The organism is Nocardioides stalactiti (genome assembly GCF_014180715.1).
Classification (GTDB): Bacteria; Actinomycetota; Actinomycetes; order Propionibacteriales; family Nocardioidaceae; genus Nocardioides; species Nocardioides stalactiti.
The window spans coordinates 1-3795 of record NZ_JACEFC010000203.1 but is presented as its reverse complement, the minus strand read 5'-3'; the positions used below and the strand labels follow the sequence as shown (position 1 = coordinate 3795).

Genomic DNA, 3795 nt, shown 5'->3' with positions numbered 1-3795 from the left:
GTCGACTCCGCGGTGGTCGCCTCCGTCGACCCCGCGTCCGCGGTCGCGGTCGAGACGGCGGTCGGCAGGTCCTCGGCGAGCTCGGTCGGGCCGGTGTCACCACCGTTGTCCTGCGCGGAGGCGTCGCTCGGCTGGGCGGCCTCGTTGCCGCCGCCGCAGCCGACCAGGAGCAGCAGCACCGCTGACGTGGCGAGCAGGCCGAGTCGAACCTTCATCTGCGGGCGCTCCTGTCGAACGAGGGGTACGGCGATTGTCGTGGTCGCGGGTCACCTGTCACCAGGGATCGCCGCGACTCTTTACCGAGTGACCGACGCCTCTCGTAGCCCGGACGGCCCGACGTTCGTTGAGCAGGCATGAACGCTCACCACGCCCTCGACGTTCGGCTCTTCGAGCACCTGAGCGCGTGCGAGCTCCCCGCAGCGCGCCACGACCTCGCCGTCGACCTCTGCAGCGGCATCATCGCCCTCCTCCAGGAGATGGACGTCCCGCACCGCGGCCGCGCGGCCCGCAGCGTCGCCCAGCTGATGCTCGGCGAGTCCGTCCCCGACCTCGACCCCGCCGTGCGCAACGACCTCGCCCGGCTGTGCGAGGTCGCCGTGGTCCGCGGACTCTAGGCCCCGCGGCCGAGCTCGACCACGATGTCGAGGTGGCCGGCGTGCCGGGCGTACTCGGCAAGGACGTGGAAGCAGATCCACTCCAGGGTGGGCGGGTCGGCGTCGAACCGGCCTGCTGTCGAGCCGACCGCGTCGAGCGACGAGGTCGCCAGCACCTCGCGGGTCCGCGCACCGATGGCCTCGAGCCGCTCAGCGAGCTCCTCGGCCGTGACGTCGTCCGCGACCTGCCAGCGGCCGTCGGCGTCGTCACGCCAGGGCTCGTCGACGTCCCAGTCACCCCAGGGTGCGTCGACCGGCTCGCCGAGGAAGCCCCACACGAACCACCGCTGCTCCATGTGCAGCACGTGGCTGAGCAGCTCCAGCGGCGTCCACCCGGACGGCACCCGCGCAGTGCGCTGCTGCTCCGGCGCCAAGGCCAGCACCCCGCGCACGATCTCGCCGCGCACCCAGTCGAGGTAGTCCGACCACCGCGCCGCCCCGGCCGCCGCCGTCTTCGCCGGCTCCTCCCCGTTGCGGGCCAGGCTGAGCGCGGCGGCGAACACCAGCGCAGGCCCGCCTGACCTCTCGACCTGACGATCGAGGACGAGCCCGATCTTCGCCGCGACTCGCTGCGACGCGAGGTTGTGCGGTCGGATGATCGCGATGAGCAGGGGGATTCCCGCCGCACGGGCGGCGTCGCGCACCGACTCAGCAGCCTCCGTCGCGTATCCCTGTCCGCGGAGGTCGGAGCGGACGTGCCAGCCCACTTCGACGTACCACTCTCCCTCGACCTCCTGCCGGGTCAGCCCGCAATCGCCGACGAACTCGCCCGCGTGGGTCTCGACGATCCACAGACCGAACCCGTGCTCCTCGTAGCTGCTCCGGTTCCACGCGATCCAGTCGTCCGGGCCCCGCGCTCCTCCGCGGTCCAGCGAGGTGATGTCCGCCAGGTCCGCAGCGACCATCTCGCGGAACCGCAGGCGCTGGGTCGGCCCTGGAAGCACGCTCACGACCGGTCGGGGCCGATGTAGTTGCCCTCGGCGTCCCAGTGGTCGGCGACCTTCTTGCTGGGCTGCACGCGGGGTGGTTCGCCGGGCATCTTGGGATAGTCGGGCGGGAAGTTGAGCTCACCGCCGGGGAGGTCCTCCCACAGGGCCAGGAGCGGCTCGAGCGAGAACGCCTCGTCGTCGATCGTCGCCCACGGGTCGCCGTCGGCGATGCGGTCGGGGACGGTGAAGAGGTTGAACTCGCGGGGATCCGTCAGCCCGGCCAGCTCGGCCCAGGTCACCGGCGTCGAGACCGGTGCGCCGGCAATCGGGCGCAGGGAGTAGGCCGAGGCGATGGTGCGGTCGCGGTTGTTCTGGTTGTAGTCGACGAAGATGCGCTCGCCGCGCTCCTCCTTCCACCACGCGGTGGTGACGCCGCCGTCGCGACGCTCGAGCTCACGGCCGAACCCGATCGCCGCGTGCCGCACGTCCTCGAACGACCAGCGCGGCTCGATCCGCACGTAGATGTGGATCCCGCGGTTGCCGGAGGTCTTCGGGTAGCCGCGGATCCCGAGCTCCTCGAGGACCTCCCGGGCGACGCCCGCGACGCGGACGGCATCGGTGAACGTCGTACCGGGCTGCGGGTCGAGGTCGATCCGCAGCTCGTCGGGGTGATCGACGTCGTCGCGGCGGACCGGCCACGGGTGGAAGGTCAGCGCGCCCATCTGGGCACACCAGACCGGTACGGCGATCTCGGTCGGGCAGATCTCGTCCGCGGTCCGTCCCGACGGGAAGGTGATCCGCACGGACTCGAGGTAGTCCGGCGCCCCCTTCGGCACCCGCTTCTGGTAGAACGCCTCGGCGTCCTTGTCCCACGGCCCGGTGGCGAGCTTGAAGCCCTCACGCACGCCGTTCGGCCACCGCTCGAGCGCCGTCGGCCGGGCGCGCAGCGCCCGCATCAGGCCGTCGGCGACGCTGACGACGTACTCGGCGACCATCAGCTTGGTGACCTCAGGCGTCCGCTCGGTCGCCTCGTAGATCACCCGGTCGGCGCTGGAGATGCGCACCGAGCGCTCGCCCGCCTGGACCTCGGCGGCAGCCGTCTTCGCCATGGCGCGACACTAGCCGCCGCCACCGACCGGACGCGGGCTCAGCGACGGTAGTCGGCGACGACCCGGAAGTCCGACCGCTTGGTCAGCACGGTGCCACCCGGGATGTCGTTCTCGTTGGCGCGAGTCACGAACTGGACGAACAGGTCGTAACGGCCGGGCACGACGTTGAACACCAGGTGGCCGTGGGCGTCGGGCCGGATCCGGTCGACGACCATCACGCCGTCGCGCGACACGTAGATCTGCTCGATCTGGCCGGCGCTGCCGCGGTCCCAGTCGATGCGGACGCGGCCGTTCCGGCTGATCCGGAAGTCGGAGCTCGACTGGGTGTCGGCGAGGACGCCGAAGCCACAGTCGTAGGCGACGACGTCATTGACCCGCACCAGGTGCTCAGCGGTGAGGACCACCCGGTCCAGCGCGCCGCCGGCGGCGGTGCCCTTGGCGGAAGAGGTGTTCTCGATCCGACCGCGGGCGGACTCGCCCTTCGCAGCGGAGACGAAGTTCCGCGCCACGCTCGCCGTGCGCCGAGGGCCGGTCGAGCTGAAGTCCTTGTTCTGGTTGACGGGTCCGGGCTCCACCAGGCAGTCCGACCCGTCGGGGACGCGTCCGTAGCCGAAGGCCGCGACGTTGCCGTCGACGGGCGCGGCGGAGGCGGGCGCGGCGGGCAGCAGCAGGGCGGAACCGGTGGCCAGGGCGAGGGCCGCCGCGGTCACCGCGCGGCGGACGGGAAACGACATCATGCCGGACACGCTAGCGGCGGAGCTCTGCGCGCACGCCGAAACCCGCTGGGCTCGACCAGCTCGCCCGACGGGGAGGCACCCGCGCGCCCGGTGGGGGGAGCGGGGCACGCCCACGACGATCAGCAGAAACATGGGTGAGCAACAATGGCCGGATGCAGCGCCACGTGCGGTCCCGGATCGCGGTCGACGTCCACGAGGCGGCGGACCTCACCTTCTCCATCGCCGTAGCGGCCGGACCATCGGTGCGGGAGGAGTCCCTGGTCCTCACCAGGGACGGGAACCCGCTCACCGCCGAGGAGATCACCGGGCCCCACGGCACCCGCCTGCACCAGGTGCAGGCGGATCCGGGCGCGCTGGTCGTCGAGTA

6 protein-coding genes are annotated in these 3795 nt (G+C 72.0%); 2 read left to right on the top strand and 4 right to left on the bottom strand.

Annotation, left to right across the window (positions count from 1 at the left end; genetic code table 11):
• A partial coding sequence (locus tag H0487_RS22135; protein ID WP_312856061.1) for a hypothetical protein occupies positions 1–215 on the bottom strand: 215 nt, incomplete at its 3' end.
• Positions 216–353: 138 nt separating this feature from the next.
• Between H0487_RS22135 and H0487_RS22130 the strand changes: the two genes are divergently transcribed.
• On the top strand, positions 354–614 hold the full coding sequence (locus H0487_RS22130; RefSeq protein ID WP_183096366.1) for a hypothetical protein: 261 nt from the start codon (positions 354–356) through the stop codon (positions 612–614).
• On the opposite strand, the gene H0487_RS23705 is transcribed toward H0487_RS22130, so the two are convergent.
• Genes H0487_RS23705 through H0487_RS22110 form a run of 3 tightly spaced genes read right to left on the bottom strand, consistent with a single transcriptional unit; the run spans position 611 to position 3428 of the window.
• Positions 611–1603: a GNAT family N-acetyltransferase gene (locus H0487_RS23705; protein WP_312856060.1), complete on the bottom strand. Its 993-nt coding sequence runs from the start codon at positions 1601–1603 to the stop codon at positions 611–613. The two genes, H0487_RS22130 and H0487_RS23705, sit on opposite strands and share 4 nt — an antisense overlap.
• Positions 1600–2691, bottom strand: a complete 1092-nt coding sequence (locus H0487_RS22115) for a DNA polymerase domain-containing protein (RefSeq protein ID WP_183096365.1) — start codon at positions 2689–2691, stop codon at positions 1600–1602. Before H0487_RS22115 ends, H0487_RS23705 begins: the two co-directional genes overlap by 4 nt.
• A 38-nt stretch (positions 2692–2729) precedes the next feature.
• Positions 2730–3428 (bottom strand): hypothetical protein, encoded by a 699-nt coding sequence (locus H0487_RS22110; RefSeq protein WP_183096364.1) that lies wholly within the window; start codon positions 3426–3428, stop codon positions 2730–2732.
• Between the two features lie 134 nt (positions 3429–3562).
• Here H0487_RS22110 and H0487_RS22105 point away from each other — a divergent pair.
• Positions 3563–3795: hypothetical protein (locus H0487_RS22105; RefSeq protein WP_220793689.1), on the top strand; the 233-nt coding region annotated here is incomplete at its 3' end.